The sequence below is a fragment of the Pseudoalteromonas sp. NFXS53 genome (genome assembly GCF_056629255.1).
On sequence record NZ_JBWVBR010000019.1, the window covers coordinates 84,416 to 105,538 of the forward strand.

The 21,123-nt window shown below is 43.4% G+C and carries 15 protein-coding genes; 8 read left to right on the forward strand and 7 right to left on the reverse strand.

From position 1 onward, the window contains the following. Window positions 1–122: 122 nt before the first annotated feature. From AC1HJP_RS17830 to AC1HJP_RS17855, 6 genes are all read right to left on the reverse strand, one after another. Window positions 123–419 (reverse strand): DUF6482 family protein, encoded by a 297-nt coding sequence (locus AC1HJP_RS17830; protein WP_480362919.1) that lies wholly within the window; start codon window positions 417–419, stop codon window positions 123–125. A gap of 86 nt (window positions 420–505) precedes the next feature. Continuing rightward, window positions 506–2,908, reverse strand: coding sequence for an FtsX-like permease family protein (locus tag AC1HJP_RS17835; RefSeq protein ID WP_480362920.1), 2,403 nt, complete (start codon window positions 2,906–2,908; stop codon window positions 506–508). 36 nt (window positions 2,909–2,944) lie between these two features. After that, window positions 2,945–5,368 carry an ABC transporter permease gene (locus AC1HJP_RS17840; protein ID WP_480362921.1) on the reverse strand — a complete coding sequence of 808 codons (2,424 nt, stop codon included), beginning with the start codon at window positions 5,366–5,368 and terminating at the stop codon, window positions 2,945–2,947. A gap of 83 nt (window positions 5,369–5,451) precedes the next feature. Then, window positions 5,452–7,848, reverse strand: coding sequence for an ABC transporter permease (locus AC1HJP_RS17845; RefSeq protein WP_480362922.1), 2,397 nt, complete (start codon window positions 7,846–7,848; stop codon window positions 5,452–5,454). Between the two features lie 2 nt (window positions 7,849–7,850). Next, entirely contained in the window at window positions 7,851–8,558 is a 708-nt protein-coding gene (locus AC1HJP_RS17850; RefSeq protein ID WP_404392305.1) for an ABC transporter ATP-binding protein, read from the reverse strand. 11 nt (window positions 8,559–8,569) lie between these two features. After that, window positions 8,570–9,820, reverse strand: a complete 1,251-nt coding sequence (locus AC1HJP_RS17855; RefSeq protein ID WP_480362923.1) for an efflux RND transporter periplasmic adaptor subunit — start codon at window positions 9,818–9,820, stop codon at window positions 8,570–8,572. A gap of 423 nt (window positions 9,821–10,243) precedes the next feature. Here AC1HJP_RS17855 and AC1HJP_RS17860 point away from each other — a divergent pair, with 423 nt between their 5' ends. Both AC1HJP_RS17860 and AC1HJP_RS17865 read left to right on the forward strand, forming a co-directional pair. After that, window positions 10,244–11,713, forward strand: coding sequence for a sigma-54-dependent transcriptional regulator (locus AC1HJP_RS17860; RefSeq protein WP_480362924.1), 1,470 nt, complete (start codon window positions 10,244–10,246; stop codon window positions 11,711–11,713). A gap of 204 nt (window positions 11,714–11,917) precedes the next feature. Beyond that, on the forward strand, window positions 11,918–13,045 hold the full coding sequence (locus AC1HJP_RS17865; protein ID WP_480362925.1) for a sensor histidine kinase: 1,128 nt from the start codon (window positions 11,918–11,920) through the stop codon (window positions 13,043–13,045). Window positions 13,046–13,050: 5 nt separating this feature from the next. Here the strand turns inward: AC1HJP_RS17865 and AC1HJP_RS17870 are convergent, their stop codons facing one another. After that, on the reverse strand, window positions 13,051–14,322 hold the full coding sequence (locus AC1HJP_RS17870; RefSeq protein ID WP_480362926.1) for an acyltransferase family protein: 1,272 nt from the start codon (window positions 14,320–14,322) through the stop codon (window positions 13,051–13,053). Between the two features lie 183 nt (window positions 14,323–14,505). Here AC1HJP_RS17870 and AC1HJP_RS17875 point away from each other — a divergent pair, with 183 nt between their 5' ends. The 6 genes from AC1HJP_RS17875 to AC1HJP_RS17900 all read left to right on the forward strand — a co-directional run bounded on the left by AC1HJP_RS17875 (window position 14,506) and on the right by AC1HJP_RS17900 (window position 20,917). Further along, a complete protein-coding gene (locus tag AC1HJP_RS17875) occupies window positions 14,506–15,357 on the forward strand; it encodes a LytR/AlgR family response regulator transcription factor (protein WP_480362927.1) in 852 nt (283 codons plus the stop codon). A gap of 93 nt (window positions 15,358–15,450) precedes the next feature. Beyond that, window positions 15,451–15,999 (forward strand): hypothetical protein, encoded by a 549-nt coding sequence (locus AC1HJP_RS17880; RefSeq protein ID WP_480362928.1) that lies wholly within the window; start codon window positions 15,451–15,453, stop codon window positions 15,997–15,999. Window positions 16,000–16,315: 316 nt separating this feature from the next. Continuing rightward, window positions 16,316–18,658: a TonB-dependent receptor gene (locus tag AC1HJP_RS17885; RefSeq protein WP_480362929.1), complete on the forward strand. Its 2,343-nt coding sequence runs from the start codon at window positions 16,316–16,318 to the stop codon at window positions 18,656–18,658. Window positions 18,659–18,753: 95 nt separating this feature from the next. Next, window positions 18,754–19,089: a hypothetical protein gene (locus tag AC1HJP_RS17890; protein WP_480362930.1), complete on the forward strand. Its 336-nt coding sequence runs from the start codon at window positions 18,754–18,756 to the stop codon at window positions 19,087–19,089. Beyond that, window positions 19,089–19,358: a hypothetical protein gene (locus AC1HJP_RS17895; RefSeq protein ID WP_480362931.1), complete on the forward strand. Its 270-nt coding sequence runs from the start codon at window positions 19,089–19,091 to the stop codon at window positions 19,356–19,358. The genes AC1HJP_RS17890 and AC1HJP_RS17895 overlap by 1 nt, the downstream gene beginning before the upstream one ends. Further along, a complete protein-coding gene (locus AC1HJP_RS17900; RefSeq protein WP_480362932.1) occupies window positions 19,355–20,917 on the forward strand; it encodes a PepSY-associated TM helix domain-containing protein in 1,563 nt (520 codons plus the stop codon). The genes AC1HJP_RS17895 and AC1HJP_RS17900 overlap by 4 nt, the downstream gene beginning before the upstream one ends. Window positions 20,918–21,123 lie beyond the last annotated feature (206 nt).

The following is a 21,123-nucleotide window of genomic DNA, read 5'->3' on the forward strand; positions in this document are numbered from 1 at the left end:
ATGGCTTACTTGGGCATAAAAATCAGTAAGCCATCGAGTAGGAAATAGGTACAAAAATAAAATTATACTGTTAAGTTCCGTTATCGGATCCCAATTAATGGACCCCAATTAATGGACTCCAGTTAATGGACCAAATGCACCATCATTTTACAACGCTCACTTTTCGCGTTGCCGATCATCTCATCATAGGCGGTTTCCATTTCAAAGATCGCACTTTCAGCACCAAGTTCAGCCAAAGTCACTTCGGCTTCGCGCATTGAATTAAAAGTTTCAGTACTGCCTTTTCTATTCTCTAATAAGTAGTAATTACCTTGCGTATCGACGCCCCCCGCAAGGTAATGATTAGAGTCGGCATAACTTAAGATAACGGCGACTAGGTTTTGCTCTTCAAACTGCATTTTCAATTCGGTTGCTTGCATAACTCACCTCTGACCAACAAGTGTTATTTGAGTGTAGTAATTAAACGAAGCAAACACCGGGTTTGTTCACTTTTTATTCAAGCCTATTATTCATACCTTAAGATCTGAGCAGGTCGAATACTCGCAGCTTTATATGTAAGGCCCGCCACGGTTAGCCAAGTGATTATAGTGATAAGCAAAGAAGCAACCATATAAACCCAAATACTTTGCGTAACACTTTGTTCAAAGCTCGCTAGCCAATCACTCAATATCAAGAAGCAAATAGGCCAAGCGATCGCACACCCAAATAACACCAGCAGCATAAACTCTTTAGCGAGCCCATTAATGATCACCAAACGACTTGCCCCTAGTACCTTACGAACAGCCACCTCTTTTTGACGCTGCTTAACAATAAACCCCGTTAAACCAAACACGCCCATCAAAATTAGGGTCAATGAAATAATACCGCCGATAGCTACCACCTCTGATAACTTTTGTTGCTCGCGATAAAGCGCTTGATAGTCATCTTCAAGTAAGGTGATGTCGACAGGTGCAATGTTCAAGCGCGCTTTCACAAAGTTTTGTAAATCGAGCTTTAGTTGGGCATCGTTGGGGTTTTCAACTTTAACCAGCAACGAATACGTGCCGCCTACCCCTAAACCATTTACAAATACTACAGGCGCGCCTTGATGATTGACTGGCCCAACTTTAATGTCTTTAACCACACCCACTATGGTGCCTGTTGCATTCGAGAATGGTCCGGCAAAAAATGAGATTGGTTTGCCAATCGCATCTGCTGGGCTGCTGAACCCTAACGTATTGAGCACAGATTCAGGCACGATAATACTGCCTTGCTCGGTGTCTCGATTGAATCTGTCTGATGCAAACTCGTCGGAAAAATCGCGACCAGCCAACAAGGTTAACCCCAAAGTTTCGACTACTTTGCCATGTACCCCAGCAAGCGATAACGACAGCGGTGTATCTGGTGTTTGAGGGAGCTTAACGAAGAGGCCAGCGTTGGTAGACTGTGTGATTGAGAAGTCCATGGCCACACTGGCTGTCACACTAGGAATAGACTCAACACTTGCCAAAAATGATGCACTTTGCTGTCCATATAATGCTTTTTGCGGCATATTATTGATAACTAGTTGTTGCGACTTTTGATAATTCACTGGTAGAGAGTGTAAAAAATGCAGTTGCTTACTCAACATCATAGCGCTTATTAATAAACCCACCGACAAGGCCATTTGCAGCAATAATAAAGCCTTTCTGATCCACACACCTTGTCGACCTTGTTTTAGCTCACCATTCAGAATGGCTTTGGTGTTAAACCCTGCCATGTAGATACTTGGGTATAAGCCCGACAACACACCAATCCCTGTTGCCAAAACAAATACCTGCCCTAACCACATCGGCCACTCCAGTGCTGGCAGTGGTCGGCCAATCAGTTGCATAAAACCAGGTAAAAATAACTCAACCAGCACACAGGCCACTAACATAGCGAACCATGCCAGCAAAATAGACTCACTCATAAACTGGGTAATCAGTTGAGCGCGCGTCGCGCCCATGGCTTTGCGTACACCAATCTCTTTGGCACGATTAGAGGACTGCGCAACACTGAAATTGACATAGTTCACACACGAGATGATTAGTAAAACCAGCGCCATAACTGCACAGATCATCACTGATGTAGCGTCTCCACCTATTTTCATATCTTGGGCAAAGTTAGGCCCTAAATGAATGTCTTTGATAGGCTGCAACCAATAATGAATGTTTTGCCACTGCCAAATTTGCGCATAGATTTCAGTTGCCGACTGTGCAACCAACTCAATATTTGTATTAGGTAATAGCGCAACATAGGTATGCATTACATTACCTCGAATGCCCATATAGGGTTCAACACTGGTTAATGAGTGAAAGTAAAAGTGACTATTCACTGGAAGATCGGCAAACACCGCACTGACCGTAAGTAGTCGATTGTTACTTTGCAGCTTTAAGGTACGGCCTATTATCTTATCTGGCGTAGCAAAAGCCCCAAACAAGCGCGCGGCTTCAGAGCGTGATAACGCTATTTTTTCGGGTGTATTAAGGGTTGTTACGAGATCGCCTGCCAGCACATCAATATTGACTAACTTGGCTAGATTTGGGGTCGCAGCGTAGTTTGCAGCGAGCTGAAATGCATTATTGTCAATCGCTACTTTATCGTCGCTGACCATCTGCGTTTTCAATAAATAAAAAACCGACTCAACACCAGGAATATCGAGCAACTGCTGATGTGCTCTTGGGGTGGTAAGAATATATTCGTTGCCATTCTCTTGGGCATACATCACCAGTCGATAATGGTTTTGCGGATCCGGCTGGCTTTGCTCAAAAGACAGCTCATGCTGAATAAAAAGCCCAATCAACATTAGCATGGCCATGCCTAAACTTAACCCAGCCAAACTCAACAAGGCATGTTGTTTATGCTGTGCAAAGCTTCTTAAAGCGGTAGTAACATATGACGCTAACATACTGTGTTCCTTTTTGACTGCTGTATATCTGTGTTGTTATTCATAACGTAAAATTTCTGATGGGCGCGCACTGGCCGCTTTAAATGCCAACGCCGCAACTATAAACCAAGTGAACGCAGCCACTAATAGGCCTGCTAAGCCATACACCCAAATGGTTTGCTCAATACGGTCGTTAAAGTCTTGCAGCCAGTTATCCATGAGCCAATAAGCAAATGGTAAGGCGATTACCGCTGCTGCAAGCACTATGGCTAGAAACTCGCGGGCGAGTAGATTCACTAAACTGATGCGTGTTGCACCAAGCACTTTTCTTATTGCTAATTGCTTTTGCTGACGTTTAGCTGCAAATGCCGCGAGTCCAAATAAGCCTAAACAACTTAAAAGCATAGCCAGCACGGAGAAGTTTCTGATAAGCACAAACAAGTCTTGCTCGACGCGATAAACCTTAGCCAAGTCTTGCTGCATCAGGCTAAATTGCGGATCAGCGGTTAAGTTAAACTGTTTTAAAAGTTGGCGTAACTGATTAAATAACTGCGGAAAATTTGCTTGCTCGGTGTTTATCACCAATCGAACTGTTGATTGCGAGCTGTATCCTGCTGAAAATGAGACTGGCAGCCAATCATCTTTCGCCGACCCCACTTTGATATCTTTTACTACACCGACAATGGTTGCATTGATGTTGCGATAAAGCCCCTGAACTTGTAGCCCCACCACTTCACTCACATTGTCATAGCCTGCGCGCTTGGCCATTTGTTCGGTCACCAAAATAGCCATTGCCTGAGGTGCTTCTTCATCTGGCTGATCATCTGACGCTTTATTTACTTTATTTAAATAGTGCAGCCAATCACTCTGAAATTCTGGTAAAAAGTCTCGACCAGCGAGTAGTGTTAGACCTAGAGTTTCGACGGCATGAAAACCGGTGCCGATAGTGGGTGGCAGTTCGCTTTCTTCATAGCCGTTTGGCCAACGGAAATAAAAGCTTTCTAAGATGCTATCGGTTAAGTCAGTATCGGTTGTTGTAACTTGAGTAACGCCTGGCAGCGCACGGATCTCATTGAGTATTGCATGTTCTTTTTCCATGAGTTGCCTGCTGCTTAAATCGTGTATCACGATGCGATCTGTCGCGTCATAACCTACCGACAAGCTTTGTAAGAACGACAACTGCTGTAAACTCACTAAAGTACAAACAATCAAGGCTATTGCCATTGCAGACTGAAAGACCAATAGTCCTTTTCGAACTAGCTGGCCTGCTTTTAATTGCCCTGCAAGCAAGGTGTTTAACGGCGCGCGTGCGACACAATATGCAGGATAAGCACCTGATATGAATGCTAACAAAACGGTTATAGCTATGATCACCGCAAACTCTGCAGCTCCCCACACTAAGTCAAGCGGTCGATTTGCAAAGTCACTAAAACTTGGCAAAAGCAGTTCAACCCAACACACCGCAAGTAATGTGGCACACATCACCATCAATAAGGCTTCTAACAAGAATTGGGCTATGAGCTGACGCTTGCTCGCCCCTAAAGTCTTACGCATGGCGATCTCTTTGCTGCGATACAACAATTGCGACACCGCTATATTGATGTAATTGGCTGCGGCAATGGCGAGTAATAAAACACTCAGCGCTACACTCAAAGTGACTAAAAAGGCAGAGCCACCCGTTTTTAACTCAAAGGGCGAATGGGCTTTAAAGTAAACCTCTCGCATCGGCACTAAACGGTATTCAAGCTGACTGTTTTTAAGTTGGTATTTTTCAATGAGTCGATCAGCTAACTGCTTTTCTATCGCTCTTAAATCAGCATTTTGTTGAGTTTTGAGGTAAATATAGCTCGAAATGTCGCTATGTTCTGTGAAATCAATGGGCACTAAGGCATGAAACAAAAAGTGGCTATTATCAGGTAAGTCTTCAAAAATGGCTTTAACGGTAAAACGTTTTGCCTCGATCAATATCGTTTGCCCGAGTGCACCTTCTGCACTGCCAAATAGTCTCTTGGCTTCACTGTGACTCAAAGCAATCTGCTGAGGTGCTGAAAGAGCCGCTTCAAGGTCACCTAAAATGACTGAGATATTTACAAAATCACGAATATTCTTGGCTGTACCGTACAGGTTGTTTAGTTTAAATGCCTGATCAGCAATTTTTATATGCTCAGATAACAAACCACTATCGACCACATCCGCGAGTATAAAAAGATCGGCGACATCACTTCGCGTTGTTAAAGTTTGCGCAATGTTCACCATAGTCAGTGGAATTTCTTCTAACCCTGGTACATTCACATCAACATGCAAACGATAGACTTGCTGATGATCGGGCTGCATCTCATCAAACGACAATTCATACTCAGCAAATAATGCCACCAGAAGTGCAGCCGCCAAGCCAATACTTAACCCAAAAACATTCAATAACGAGTACAACTTATGTTGCTTGAATACTCGAAATGCTGTTGTTACATGTGATATCAACATATCTCACCCATTCGATCTTGCTCTCACCCAAAAATGGCCTATCAGTTACACCGATAGACCATAGCTTTGGCTAGAAACTTAATTTATTCATAACGAAGAATTAGCGAAGGGCGAGTGCTAGCTGCTTTGAAAGCGAGGCTTGCAACCGTTACCCAAGTGATACCTGCAACCACTATCGCTGCCACACCATATACCCACACAGCTTGGTCGATGCGGTCGTTAAAGTTGGCTAACCAATCACCCACTAACAAGTAAGTTACTGGGTAAGCTATGGCGATACTCACACCAACTAACACTAAGAACTCTTTCGCTAAGATATTCACAATGCTGATTCTTGATGCGCCTAATACTTTGCGAACCGCGACTTCTTTTTGACGACGCGCTGCTGCGAATGACGCTAAACCAAACGTACCTAAACAAGTTAAGAACACCGCAAGGCCAGTAAAAATAAGCACCACCTGAGAGACACGCTCATCGCCTCTTAATACCGCTTTATAACTGTCAGATAGTAAGTTGATCTTCGGTTCAAACACGTTAGCGTGCTGCGCTAAAATCTCAGCGGCTTGCTGTCTGATACTCAATACATTTTGTGGGTTTACTGTTAACACCACTTCTGAGGTTGGGTTGAAGTAACTAAAGCCCAGTAAGAACATGATGTCTGAATTTGAATTATGCGCGTTACCGACTTTAACGTCTGCAACCACACCCACAACACGCATCTCTACATTGCGACCTGTGTCTTTAATCGTTTTACCTATGATGTCGGCCATATTGTTGAAACCTGCTTGTTTTGCAACGGTTTCAGTAATAATCACACCTACATGCGTTACACCATTAGCGCGGTTTGCCCAATCTCCTGCATATTGCGAAGAGAAATCACGACCAGCTAACAGCTCTAAACCTAAGCTTTTTACGACTTCATAGCCGCTACCAATAATCGGCGTCAAACCACTCGATTGTTCGCCATTAGGCCAAGTTGGTTTTAAGGTATTGTTAATCGAGCGGGTTAATTGCGTGTCGATAACACCAACATGCTGCACACCATTGATAGCTGACAATTTGTTAAATACCGCACTAGGCTGCTGAGTAAAGATGTTGCCAACCGGCACTTCTGAGATCACTAAGCGCTGATTAGTTTGATAGCCTAGCGGCAAGTTTTGTAAGTGCGATAACTGCTGTAGTAAGGTCACAGAGCCAACTATTAAACCTATGGCTAAAGAAGCTTGAAAAGTAAGTAAGCTTTTACGAATCCAGATTGCTGTACTACCGCGTTGCAAGTCACCACTTAATACACGCTTAGCGCTGAATGATGAAATAAAGAACGCTGGGTATAGACCTGCCAACACACCAACCGCAATGGCAACAACCACAATGCCCGCACCAAAGCTTGACGCATAGTTAAGTACCAATTCGCGATCAACTAGGTTATTGAAGCTTGGCATAACTAACTCAACTAACACGCAAGCCAACATCATAGACAGCACAGCAACTAATACAGATTCAGACAAAAACTGGCTGACTAACTGAGTTTTGCTCGCACCCAATGCTTTACGAACACCCACTTCTTTTGCACGCTTCGTCGATTGCGCGACGGTCATGTTGATAAAGTTAAAGCTCGCGATCAAGACAAGTAAAATACTTAAACCAACACAGATGGTGACCACTTGCTTAGTGCCACCTGTTTTCATCTCAAACGGTGATTTAGCGGTTAAATGCAAGTCGAGTAATGGGTGCAACTCGACAAACATCTGCCCTTTATATTCGCCAGTATAAGTTTGCTCCGTCAGCTGCTGCTCTAGCGATTTGATATCTGTACCAGCCGCCACTCTTAGGTAGACATAATGGGCCGTCATCATTAAATCTTTAGGGTCGTTATCTACATACGCTAAGTTTTTAAACCCAAAGTGGGTATTCTCAGGTAAGTCAGCAAAGACCGCACGAACCGTATATTTACCTTTGGCATGATTAAGTGTTTCACCAACGACATTGGTGCGACCAAAAATACGCTGTGCTTCAGAGCTGCTTAACGCTAGGCTTTCTGGCGTACTCATGGCTTCTTTTAAATCACCATCAAGTGTTTTGATATCAATAAAGCTTTCGATATTAGCCGTTGCAGCATATAAGTTATTCAGTTTAAAGCCTTGATTATTATGCTTAATATCGACTTCGGCCTCACGGGTAAATTCAATCAATTTGAGTGCGAAGACATCTTCAACCTGGCTGAATTCTGTCGCGCGAACCCCTTGGTTATAATTAAAGATAGGAATAACCCCTAGCCCTAATTTTGAATAATCCTGACCGACACGATAAACACGCTCCGCATTAGGCTGGTGCTGATCGAACGACAGTTCATTTTTCGCAAATAACGCCACGAGAATCGCCGCTGCAAGACCCACACTCAAACCAATGACATTCAATAAAAAGTGCTGTTTTTGTTGCTTAAAGGCACGAAGTGCCGTGATTAAGTAATTAACTATCATAACTATGCAACCTCGCTTTCAAGTCCTTGAGATACACTATTAGCTTTGTCTAACATGATCTGGCCGTCTAATAGACGTACTAAACGGTCAGCATACGCACCTTCTTTTTCTGAGTGAGTTACCATGATCACGGTTGTGCCTTCGCGGTTTAGCTCGCGCAGCATGGCCATCACTTCTTCGCCGTTTTTAGAATCTAGGTTACCGGTTGGTTCATCGGCTAATACCAGCTTTGGATTGATCACTAGAGCACGGGCAACAGCCACACGCTGCTGCTGACCGCCCGATAGTTGCTGCGGTAAATGATCGGCACGGTGATCGATAGCAACACGCTTTAAGATGGCTTCAACACGCTGTTTACGCTCACTTTTTGAGATATTTTGATATTGCAGTGGCAGCTCGACGTTTTCGAATACCGTAAGCTCATCAATCAAGTTAAAGCTTTGGAATACAAAGCCAATTGAGGCTTTACGTAATTGTGATAGCTGCTTTTCGTTGTAACCCGCGATATCGGTACCATCGAAATCAAAGCTACCTGAACTTGGTGAATCCAACATGCCTAAAATCGACAGCAACGTTGACTTACCACAGCCAGAAGGGCCCATGATGGCGACGAATTCACCTTGTTCTACAGTTAAATTAATGTCGTTTAAAGCAGTTGTTTCAACGTCTTGAGTACGGAATACGCGATTTAAGTTAGTTAATTTGATCATGAAGCTGGTCCTTAAAATTTTAATGTCTGTGCTTTGTCGAAGTTGCTGTAGCCTGAGGTGATCACTTGTTCACCCGCCGACAGGCCGTCTAACACTTCGAAATAATTTTGATTCTTCTTACCTAAGCGTATCTCTCGACGCTCTGCTGTTGTGCCATCGCTCGATAGTACGTACACCCAGTTACCGCCTGAGCTAGTAAAGAATGCGCCACGTTTTAGTAATAATGCGTTGTCTTTGTTGCCACCTAGCATCAGCTCAACATCGATGCTTTGGCCACGTTTAATATCTTGTTGGCCACTTGGTAGCGCCACTTCAACCTGAAACTGCGACTGGGTCACGCGGCTATCAATTTTGCTCACTGTTGCCATCACGCTACCGCCATCTAAGTGCACGTTGACATCCATGCCCTTTTGAACTTGGTTTAAGTAGAATTCATCTAAGCGCACGACTAGTTTGTATTCATTTGGAATATCGATTTGACCAAGGCGCGCGCCACGACTTTTTGATTCACCCATTTCTACATCAAGCTCACTCAAGTAACCCGACACAGGCGCTTTAATTAATAAGTTATCTAAGTTTGCACGGGCAAACTGTAAGTTTTTCTGTAGCATTTCGGCGCTATCTTCTAGCTGCTCGACTTGCACTTTACGAATTGAATTTTCTTGCTTTTGACGCTCTAAGGTCAGCTCTTTTCTCGCTTTGTAGTAAGCTAGATCTTCTGAGATTTCAGAAAGTCTGTCTTGGGCTAATACCCCGCGCTCAACCAGTGGCTTAGATTGCTTGTAACGACGCTCTAAATGGGTAATTTGTAAATCGATTTCTAATAAATCACGACGCAGGTTCAAACGACTGGTTTCCATGTTCATTTGTGTATTGCGTAAAAAGTTAAGCTGCTCAGTGACTTGCGCTTCACGGCTCATCACATCTAACTGTAAGCTGGTGTTACTCAAACGCACCAAAGGCTGACCTTTAGTCACATAAGTACCCTGTTCAACCAAACGTTCTTCAACTTGTCCACCCGCTATCGTGTCTAAGTAGATGGTAGTTTTTGGTACAACCTGACCTCGCAGACTTAACGCATCTACAAACGCGCCTTGCTCAACCGCATTAATGGTGACACTACTTAGTGATAAGTTTTGACTGCGACCCGATGATGAATCAGTAAATGCAAATGCCGCAGCAGCAATACTCAGTAGCACACCCGCAGCAACGGCTTTCTTAAGATGTTTTTGTAATCCTGAGCGTTCAATTTTCTTATCCATAGCACACCTCTAAATCGTTGAGAGTTTGATTGATGTTCGTTTCGACAACTAAGACACGATGTCCGAATATGGCAGAGATAAATCAAACTCTATGCCAACTTTTAAACACCTACAAATCAACAAGTTATAATCATTGATGTTTTTGGTAATAATCCGAGTGTCCGGAAATAGAACACATCGAAAACCGTAATATGTCCATTTATGAACACATTGATAGACGCGCTGTCGCTAAATGAGGTAGGCTAAAAAGATAATAATAAAGCTGATGTACAAAGCCCTGATAAACGTTAAAACAGCTATCATCCAAATTAATTCGGCATCTCATCGCGTACGCAATAGATTCTGAAACAAGTTCAGAATGACCCAGCGTTTTAGCTCTGGTAGGGTAAAATCAGTGTCATCCCGAACTTGTTTCGGGGTCTCATGACATATGCATCAGTAAAAAACCAACAGGCAAGGATCATGACTCAAACCGCCAAACAAGCTGGACACATTTTAATTGTCGATGACAACACCGATATTTTAATCGCGGCTAAGCTACTGCTAAAAAAGCACTATCAAAAAGTACACACCACAGATAATCCGTTTGATATTGAAGAGATCGTAAAAACGCAGCCTATTGATGTGATCTTACTCGATATGAACTTCAGCCAAGACGCCATAAGCGGCAAAGAAGGGTTTTACTGGTTAAAGAAAGTCGTTGAGCAAGACCCCAGCATTGCAGTGCTACTGATGACTGCATATGGCGATATTCAATTAGCCGTTGACGCTATTAAGGCTGGCGCTGCTGATTTTGTTGCCAAACCTTGGCAAAACGACCAACTATTAGGGGCGGTTGCGGCCGCCTATGCACACGCCCAAGACAAACAGAAAGTTGGGCAACTGACTCGCCAAACACAAGGCTTAAATCAAGCACTTAACCAAGGCGCAGGAGGTAAAAACTTCGACTTTTTAGGTCAAAGTGCAGCCATGCAGCAAGTATTTAGCACCATAGAAAAAGCCGCGTTAACCGATGCCAATATTTTAATCACCGGCGAGAGTGGTACAGGTAAAGAGCTCGCTGCACATGCCATTCACCAAGCTAGCTTACGTCGCGAAAATGCACTAATAAGCTTAGATATGGGCGCAATTGCTGACAACCTATTTGAAAGTGAACTGTTCGGTCATAAGAAAGGCGCGTTCACCGATGCCAAAACAGACAAAGTCGGTCGTTTCGAACTTGCCAACGAAGGCAGCCTATTTTTAGACGAGCTAGGCAACTTGCCACTGAGCCAGCAAACCACCTTGTTAGCCGCGCTACAAAACCGTCAAGTCACTCCCGTTGGCGGTAATAAAGCCATCGATGTGAATATTCGCCTCATTTGTGCCACCAACGATAACTTACAACAAGCCGTAGACGAAGGGCGTTTTAGACAAGATTTACTTTACCGTATCAACACCATTGAGATCCGTTTACCACCGTTGCGTGAGCGCTGTGAAGACATTCCGTTATTAGTGAATTATTACCTCGAGCACTTCTGCCACAAATACAAACGCACCTTAAGTGTCAGTGACACCGACATGCAAACCTTGAGTGCCTACACTTGGCCGGGTAATGTGCGCGAGTTGGCCCATGCTATTGAGCGTGCTGTGATCTTAAGTGAAGGTGAACTACTCGATATCAGCACTGTGGTTGGCCAAGTAACGACTACCGCACAACCAAGCCAAGCTGAGAGTACACAAAACGAGAGCAATCAATTGATAAATGCTGACACCTTTAACCTTGAAGAACTCGAACACCGCACTGTACGCGCGGCATTAAAGCATTATCAAGGTAATGTATCACAGGCGGCCAAAGCGCTTGGGTTAACCCGTGGTGCCATGTACCGCCGCCTCGAAAAATACGACTTATAACCGGAGCTGAGTATTTTGAGTTACTTTACCAAGCATCCGACAACGGTATTTTTTGCCACCATCTTGTTACTTTGCGTGCTAATCACCACTAGCGCAAACTTGTATATACAAAGTGGGTTTTCAGCAACTTTACTGCTTTTAAGCTTATTTTCGTCCGCAACTTTGTTCTCGCTTATTTCGCAATTTAATAAGCAAAACAAGCACATGAGTTTTGTTTTAAAGTCTTTGGCGAATGGCGATAGCTCTTTGGGGTTAAGTAAACACCATCCTATGCATAGCCACCTTGAAGAGATCAAAGAAAACATTCAAAGTGCGCGCTTTAATGCCGAGCAACAGGCACACTTTTTACAGGCCTTATTAGTGCATATTGATTTGGCCGTCGTGGTGTGTGATGACACAGGTGACGTGATTGAATCAAACCCAGCTGTTGCCAAATTACTCGGTAAAGCAGTTCGCCACTGTGATGATTTGGCGCATATCGCACCCTTAGTCGAAAGTTGTGAGCGCAGTCTCAAAACCATTGCCAATTGGCAATATGGTGAACAGCAAGATACCTTGTCTATACAAGTGAGTGTCGCCCATATTCAAGGCAAGATCCGCAAAATTATTACCCTGCACTCTATTCGTGATGCCTTACAAAACAAAGAGCAACAAGCCTATAAGCGGCTTACTAAAGTGCTCACTCACGAAGTTGCCAACTCCATCACGCCGCTCGCTTCAATTGCACAAAGCTGTGAAAGCCTTTTACCAGAAACACTTACCTTTGATGATGAAGAAGACAAAGACGATTTGGCTATGGCGTTAAAAACGCTGGCAAAACGCACCGAATATTTAGGTGACTTTATCGGCCGCTTTAGAGAAGTCAGTAATTTACCTGCGCCTACGCTTAACCCTGAGCAACTCGCTCCATTGGTTGAGGGCGTATTCCAGCTCCATCAACAAACTTGTAGCACTGCGAATATTGACTTCCAACTAGACGTATCACATTCACAACTGACTATGTTAGATAACGCACAAGTTGAGCAAGTACTTATTAACTTAACCAAAAACGCCATTGAAGCGGTGCAGCAAAATAGCAACGAAGCCTCGGCAGCCGTCCAATTAAAAACAGGCTGTAACGAAGCAGGCCAGCACTATGTTGAAGTCAGCGATAACGGCCCGGGCGTGGCAGAGCATGTGGTCGATATGATGTTCGTGCCATTTTTTACTACTAAGCAAAAGGGGTCAGGCATCGGTTTAAGCTTGTCTCGTCAGATCATGTTAAACCATGGCGGAGATTTAATTTACATCCAACGTGAGCAAGGCGCTTGCTTTAGGTGCGTATTTGGATGATGTACTCATAGCATATAGCGCCAACTAAAAAGCAATTTAAAAAGCAAAGGCATAAGCAATAACAAAGTTAAGGCATAGCCTATGTACTGCGACGCTTTATCGTATTTACCAATTACTTTCATGCCAAATAGCGGCCTAAGTAATGCAACATAACTCAACCCCCAACAAGCTAGCGCACACAACCCAAATGTCAGCACAATAATGAATGTTGGCTCTAACCATGGGCCTAACTGTAATGGGCTAAAGTAATAAGCTAAGCCGATGATCACACTTTGATGAAAAATATAAAATGGAAACACCCAGCCGTTGAGCTTATTTAAAATAGGATGAGGACGAGTTAAAAAGCGCATTGCCAATGCAAGTATGGTCATCACGCCTAATAGCCTTTGTGCAGTGTACAACATATCCATACTGGTGATCTGCCATTGCACGCTTTGGCTGTCTAGCCAAATACTCTGATACCCCCAAACTACGCCAAGATAACCTAAAACAAATAACCCGAGTAAAATGTGCCAGCACTGAACCAGCGATGCAAAAAACGCTCGGTGATGAACTAATAAAAAGCCATACAGTAAAAAAATAAATCCCATAGGGTAACGAAACGTGTCACTCGGCCATGAAAGTTTCAAAACGCAAAGCGGCACCAGTAAACCTAAATACACCCAAAGCACAGGAAGCTTTAAGAAGCGCGCTATGCCATTATGTAACAAGCGACTTTGCAGCACAGGTAACATCAATACCAGCAACAAGGTGAATTGCCATAATGAGCGCAAGTACCACAGGTGATTTACATCGACATGAGGCCAAATGCCCGCTTGATATTGTGCAAATAACGGGTTAGATAGGTCAAAAAACGCGATGTAAAACTCAATATAGCTAAGCGATAAGCCAACTTCTTGCTGCATTTGCGCATACAATTGAATAGGCACGACAAACCACACACCCACCAGCAGGGGCAGTAAGATCTTTACGGTGCGACTCATTAAAAACTGCGGTAATGGCGACTTCTGTAATAAGCAACTCAATGCGGCACCTGAGATAAACCAAATCAGTCCCATACGCCAAGGTGAGAGAAGCAACATCAGATTTTCTATTTCTGTACTTAAAAAGGCACTTTTAAAATGAAAGCCCCAGTTTTGCGTATACAACATGCCCGTGTGATAGAACACCAACAGGCCAAACGCGAGTACTCTCAGCCAGTCTAATTCAACAAAGCGTTCTTTCGGTTGGCTTACAAAAGTAGTGGGCTGCCACCATTTAGCGATAGATTTGAACATACCTTTTCCGTCAGTTTCTCAAACTTGGTTGTCTTATAATTTCTGAGTAATTGTCGAAATAAAATAAATATGTGCTTAAAAAACAGCGACTAGGGATAAGCGGTGGGATTGTGGGATAAACCACTTGGGACTGACAAGGTTAGTTGTTAAGCTGATTTTAGTTTCACGGTTAGAGGATCATATATGGCGCGCTCACCTCACTTTCTGCACTATTCAAATCAATATGGTGCGCTGTTTTTGATGGCTTATATTTTTATCAACAACACCATTAATGCTACTTCTGACATTATGGAAGCGAAACGTGATGGCGCACTGCCTTTTCAGTTGTGGGAACCATTTGTTTGGGAATATAGCAGCGCCTTAAGCACGCTAATATTAGTGCCAGGTATAATTTTTCTTCTTAAATACCAAGCTTTTAACTTTCAAGCCATAGCGCGTTCTCTCGGTTTGTATTTTTTCGCGTCAGTCGTGTTTAGTGTGTTACACGTCAGTATTATGGTGGCGCTTCGCAAACTCGTTTATTGGAGCCAAGCAGGTAGCTACGATTTTGGTTTGCTCTGGTATGAGTTTTTGTATGAATACCGCAAAGATGCATGGGGGTTTGTGTTTTTAATTGTGGTGATCAAAAGCTATCACTATCTTATCGGTCAATTAAAGGGCGAAGCCCATTTACTGCAACAAACCGAAGAGTCTGTACAACCGCAATTTGAGCGCTTGCTGGTTAGAAAACTCGGCAAAGAATTTATTATCAAAGTCAGTGATATTGAGTGGTTAGAATCTGCGGGTAACTATGTCAATTTACATATTGATGGACGTGTTTATCCACTTCGCGCCACCTTGACCAAACTCAGTGAACAACTTGAACCTCAGGGGTTTTGTCGCATTCACCGTAGTCACGCGGTAAGGCTTGATGCCATTAGTTCCATAACTCCCATCCAAAGTGGTGACAGCGAAATCACTATGCAAAGCGGTAAAAAGCTCAATCTTTCTAGACGCTATAAGGAACAGTTTAAAGGTCAATTAAGGCCTAATTAGCCGAAGACACTTACAAAGTATGAACACTTTCTTACAGTTAGCGCCCTTTACTCATCTTACAATTTCATCAGTTTTACTTGCAAGGACCCCCGCATGACGCGCTACATTGCTTCTCTTTTCTTACTCGGTTTAACCTCACTACCTTGTGTCGCCAATGATGATTTCGACTTTTCTGTATTTGCCAAATCAGAGTTTAATGCACTTGACGATCACATCATTTCAACTGGATTTGAAATGATTGGCTATTTCAATCAAACCCCTTTTGGTATTGGTTTTATTAGCGCTTTAGGCAACGCCAGCGTGACTACCGAGCAAGGCTATCGCGAGGACTTTCTCACATTAGATACTGGACTTAAATTTGGTTATTTCTCTACTGTTTACGCGTATGGTGAGTTGGGCTTTGATGCTTTTGAGCTTATGTTTCACGACCAACGTAACAATGACCGCTATAGTAACCATTCAAGTATCATCGTTTACAATGCGCCTAACAACGAAATTGATGCTTACTTAGGTGCAGGCATCGGTGTGCAGATTGAACACTTTAAACTCGAAGCCTACACTCGTTATCGACAAATTGATGGCAATGGCTGGGAGGCAGAAGATAACCATTTTACTGGGTTGCAGCTCTCTTTTAGCTTCTAAACAACTGTTTTTACTGACGTTATTAATGCATATATCGGTACAGTTATGAATATATGCATTCTTTTTATCGAAACTTATAATTACATTTAAGCTAAGAAACCTTTCATACAAAGCAGCCAGAATAATTTCTTAACTTTATAAATCAGAATCTTAAAAGCAACTCTATATAATTTTATTACCTCACCTTACTCAGCACAGAATAAAAAGCAAAATTAAAACACCAACAACAAGAGTCGAAATGATAATGATTTGCAATTTTGGTCATGTTAGTATTTGCAACCTGTTTTTTTGAGCAAATACTTTATACGGACGAATAATGAAACTCTCTGCGCTCTCATTTGCACTACGTGCGTCTCTTGCAATTCCTATGGCACTGTCTAGCCAACTTGTTTTTGCCGATGATCAAGGTGATGAAAAAGAAATCGAAACCATCGTGGTCACAGGTCAAAAAGTTGCGCGCAGCTTGCAAGAAACCACCACGAGTGTTGCTGTACTGACTCCTGAGATGATCGAGCAACAACAGATCAACACTTTCACCGATGTGATGGTGAATACCGCCAATACCCATGGCGATACCTATGGTTTCAGCATTCGAGGCATTGATGGCTTTAATGTATCTGGCGGTGGTAATAGCTACCTAGCAAGTGTATATATTGATGGCGCGCCGCTACCACAAGGCTTAGTTCGTAATGGTGGCTTCTCAACATGGGATGCACAGCAAGTTGAAATATTGCGTGGCCCACAGTCTACATTGCAAGGGCGCAATGCACTTGCTGGTGCAGTTATTTTAAATACCCAAATGCCAAGCCATGAAAACGAGGGTAAATACAAATTACTGATTGGCCAGAATGGCCAGCAAGAAGCGGGTATTGCCATTGGCGGAGGCTTGATTGAAGATGAGTTGTCATTTAGATTCAGCGGTGAAGAAAAGCGCTACGATGGTAACGTTATTAACCTTCATGACAACTCTGACTCAGATTTTAATGAAGAACATACTTACCGATTAAAATTTTTATACGAGCCGGCAGGATTTGAAGACTTTTCGGCAATGCTCAGCTACATGAATGCAGAGCGCGTATACGGTGATGCAAACTTAGCCACCAATGCCGGTGAAGTTGACTTTGATAACCGTACAACAATTTATAACGACACTCGAGAGCGTAAAGCCGAAACTGAACTGGTTTCTTTAACTTTGAATTATGACATCAATAGCGAGTTATCGTTCTCATCTTATACAACTTACTCAGATGTGCTTGAAGCGTTTGACTGGGACTCGGACTACCCACAAGGTCTAGGTAACACACCAATCGTCGACACAGGCAGTAGCACACTCTACGACAATACTGAAAAGACATTGACTCAAGAATTCAGGCTTACATTTGATTATGAAAGCTTTAGCGGTGTAGCGGGCGCTTACTATTTTAATGGCGACAGAGAAGCTCTGAGCAATGGTTTAAACAACTACAACTTATCTCGTCTTGGCTTATCGAGTAGCGTGTTACAAGCAAGATATAAACTAAGCCCACAAATTGCTGACTTGGTCATTGCACAATATGCAGATTTTGACCCTGCCAGAACGCAAATTTACTCTCTTACTGAAACAGAAGTGACGAGCTATGCACTCTTCGCTGATGGTGTTTGGCACCTCAATGATCAGTGGGATATTTTAGCGGGCGTGCGTTTTGATCGTGAAGAGCAAAAGAATGGCAATGATGCGAAATACACCATTTTAAACCAAGATAAAATGCCAAACCCTGCTAGTTATGTGGGTACGCCTTATGAAGGTATTGCGCCGCTTATCACAGGTATTAACGGGTTATTGCTAGGTCTTGCAGCTGACGCTTCAAAGCCTGCCGCTCTATCAGATACCAGCTTCAATACTTTCTTGCCTAAAATTGGCGTGAGTTATCATCTGAATGACGACATCACCTCAACCTTTACTTTCCAGAAAGGCTATCGTTCGGGCGGTGTAGGTATCAACCAAGCGAAATCAGTGACATTCGAGTATGAGCCTGAATATACAGACAACTATGAATTAGCAGTTCGCTCTACTTGGTTAGAGGGCGCATTAACTGCAAATGCTAACTTCTTCTATACAGATTGGACTGATCAACAAGTTTCTGTACAACTTTCTTCAAACAATTTTGATCTAGAAACAGTCAATGCGGGTAGCTCTGAAGTGAAAGGCTTCGAGTTTGAAGTGAATTACAACGTAACAGATTACCTAAAAGCCTATGCAGCGATTGGTTATGCAGGCACTGAGTTCACTGACTTTAAGATCACAACTCCAGAAACCGAGTATGACTTAACTGGCCGACAGTTTTCTGCACCTGAGCGTACACAAAGCGCAGGCTTAACTTATCAAGGACCTGAAGGCTTATTCGCGAACATCAATATTAACTATGCCAGTGATGCACCGAATAGACCAAACCCATACCGTGATGGTTTGCAGCCTGGCGATGCATTCTTTGATTTGCATAACAATGAGCGCACGCTGGTTAATTTACAGCTTGGTTACGAATGGGATAACTACGGCATTTACTTCATTGGTAAAAACATCACTGATGAAGAATATTACGTCGCACACCGTGCCCGTAATGCACGCTTAGGTGCGCCAGCGGAATATGCGATTTCGTTCCGTGGCGTATTCGACTGGTAAGACAATCAACATTTAACCCCTATAAAAAGATGTCGTAGCAATGCGACATCTTTTCGCGGTTTTAGGAAATATAACTCAGTAGCAAGGATTTAAATATGAGTTTTTTTTACCTCCTTCCTGCCTATTGGTTAACAGGCATGTTGCTCTATGCCTCAAGCCCTCGGCAACAGTTTTTAAAGACACAACAATTTAAACCCCCTCGCTGGTTGGCATTAGTCACCATTGCCATACTCAGTGTAATTACTCTGTCATTGCTGATTAGTGCGCACTTCAGCCCTGTGGTCGCCGGAATTTTTGCGCTACTTGGTTTAATGCTGTTTATTCCCGCGCCAGTGTTCTTACTTAACCATAAACCTCAGTGGGCCATCGCAAGCATTATTGTTATCTGTTTGCTTAGTGCAGGTTTGCAGCTGATTTCGGGAGGCCAATAATGTGGCATAAAACCTTTGCTGGGTTCTTATCTGGCGTCGTCGTGATGATTTTAGTGCCCAGTATTTTAAGCCTGTGGTTAGTCGCTCACATCAATGTGATCTTAGCCACTTCACTGGTACTGGCATTAGCAGCTTGGGCAGGCGTAATGACTTGGTGCTATGGCGCTGAAAGTGGCAAACAAGCTTGGCAACGAGCCGGCATACTGGCCATTCCCACCATCATAATTTTTGTGATCACCTTCTTTACTGCAGCAGGACCAACAGGATGAAACAGTCTACGTTAAAGAATTTTACCCATGCACATGCATGGCTTGGTTTGATCATCTCAGGGGTTTTGATGATCGTTTTTGTTTGTGGCTCAATGTCGTTTTTCAGAGAAAACATTGTATTGTGGGATATGCAATATGATGCACCGAAAACAGACTTAGCCAGTCAGAAACAACACGTACCGGTGTCGACGATTGCCAAACAGATCAGCGACCAAGGGCATACCATGCCGGCGGATCATGGTGTGTTTATCGAACTTCCCACCCAAGCCCAGCCTTTTTATGTCAGTTATTTTGAGATAGAGACATCTGAAGGTGAACATATCGACGTCAATCAGAGCTTTGATCCAGAAACAGGTCAACGTTACGAATTAGATCAAGAAGACTTTTATCTTGGTAACATGCTCTATCGTATGCATATTAACTTGATGCTACCCGGTGGAACCGAGTTGGTGGGTATTGTATCGTTGATCTTCTTTGTCATGGTGTTTACCGGCACGCTGATCCTGCTGAAGAAAATCATCAGTCATTATTACCAATACCGAGTAGACCGCCGCAAAGACACCTACCTTGATGGCCACAGCATCATAGGTATTAGCACCTTGCCCTATACGTTTTTATTTGCCCTCACGGGTGTGATGTTCAACTTGAGTATTTTACTGCAAGCTGGGTTTGGCTTTGCGGTATTTAAGGGCAATATTCCTGCTTTAATGGCAACCGCAGACTTTTACGCGCCACCAAGAATTACAGAGCTCTCGGGTCAGCCTGCAGACTTAACTTTGCTAGATGATATGGTGGAAGATGCACAGCGTCGCTACCCAGAACAAAGCGTGTACTTTTTGAATATATTTGCGCCCAACGATCAAGCAGGCCAAGTTGAAGTTGCAATGACAGCGCACCATACTCTCGACCAACTGACTCGCCTGACATACTCGTTAGCAGATGGCCGTTTAATCAAAGAATATAAGCCAAGCCAATCAGCCACCGCAGGCACATATAGTGTACTCAGCTCTCTGCATTTCGGTGAATATGGCGGCAATATGCTGAAGTTTATCTATTTCTTACTCGGTTTAGCATGCTGTTATATGATTTTAACAGGTAATCTAATCTGGCTAGAAAAGCGTGAAAATAACCGTAAACAAAGTAAACGCGGCCTGCAATTCGTGAAAGCCATGACCTTAGCGCTATCGAGCGGTACTTTGATCGCCGTTGCCAGCACCTTCATTGCGGCACGCTTCGCACCAGAGTCATGGTCACAAGTCAGTCTACTCCCGCCTTTGTTTGGCGTGATGATCTTAGTCTGTTTAGTACATGGCTGGTTTAGTAAAAACGTCAGAGGCGGCATGATCCAACAGCTTTACATTGCTGCGGTGTTAGCGCTAATTTGCCCACTGTACGACTTGATCCAGATGCTGCTTGGCCACACGCCACCGAGTTATCTCATTGTGGATGTTTGGCTGGTGACCATAGCTCAAATGTTAGTCGCTGGATTTTGTTTATTGCTGGTGAGACATCACAGACCAAGAGCAAAAGCGTTCAATCTAGCGCCTGCGGTCAGTTAATTAGCGAAAATATTGTCGCGCTAAAGCACGACCTACAGGAGTTTAACCTTTACTTGTAGGTCGTCGTTTACGGCGACAAATATCTTTAATTACTCTTTGTCGAGCTAAAGCACGACCTACAGAAGTTTAACCTGCACTTGTAGGTCGTCGTTTACGGCGACAAATATCTTTAATTACTCTTTGTCCCGCTAAAGCACGACCTACAG